Below are 990 nucleotides of genomic sequence, written 5' to 3' on the forward strand. Positions count from 1 at the left end.
GTCGGCCAGCAGCGCCGCGTGGCCGAGCCCGAGCGCGCACGCGGCCGTACCGACCCGGTAGGCGGCGCCGGACGCGCGCCACGCGGCACTCGTGTCGGCCGCGGCCGGATCGGCCGCGAGGTCGGCCATCGACGCATCGGCGGTCTGCAGGAAATCCTCATACGCATGTGCATTGACGGTCACGACGCCGAGCGCGCGGGTCGGCGCGACGGCGACCGCGTCGTGCTCGGCCCGCGCGGCATCGGCCTCCCACAACGCTTCGGACGCCGGCGTGCCGGCGACGTGCCAGTCGACCGTCAGCCCGTAGTCGTGCAGTACGTCGACGAGCGCGACGTCCTCGGCCGCGGCGCCGAACAGCGCGAAATCGCGCCACAGCAGCGCAACCGTCTCGCGCACGAGCTCGGGCGGCGCGCTGCGCCGGCCCTGCGCCTGCTCGCCGAGCAGCAGGTTCGTCCGTGCGAGAAAGCGCTTCAGTTCGGGCGCGCCGCTCGCGCGCAGCGCGCGCAGGCACGCGGCCGCGAGCCGCCAGAAATCGTACGGTGTGTCGTCGGCCAGCGCCGCCTGCATCGCATCGAGTTCGTCGAGCGCCGCGTCGGGCGCGGCGTGCGGCGCCCGCAGTACGCCGAGCAGCGCCTGCTCGTAGCGGGCGCGTATCCGGGTCGCGAACGCATCGGGCAGCGCGCGCAGCGTGGCCGGCGGCACCGCGCGGCCGACGAGCGCAAGCGCGTCGAGCGGCGCGCTTGCGCGCAGGTCGGCGGCGCTTTGCGCACGCAATGCACGGAAATGCTCGAAAAGAACCGGCGAGCAAGCGAGCTCGCGCAGGTTGTGGCGCCCGACGGCCGCGCTGAAATCGCGCAGCGCGGCACGCCAGTCGGCCGAAGTCGGCTCGACGGCGACGAGCGGCGCGGCGGCCGACAATTGCCCCGCGAAACGCGCGGCCGGCAGCCAGCCGGCCTCCGCCAGCACGGCCGCCGCAGCGGACAGCGGCGC

The 990-nt window shown here is 75.5% G+C and carries 1 protein-coding gene; it reads right to left on the minus strand.

Annotated features, from left to right (window positions below; genetic code table 11):
- Nucleotides 1-990 (minus strand): hypothetical protein (locus ACPUER_RS36880; protein ID WP_425133595.1); only part of this gene is annotated, 990 nt, incomplete at both ends.

Origin of the sequence: Burkholderia sp. DN3021, from assembly GCF_049805555.1 — a bacterium.
GTDB lineage: Bacteria > Pseudomonadota > Gammaproteobacteria > Burkholderiales > Burkholderiaceae > Burkholderia > Burkholderia pyrrocinia_C.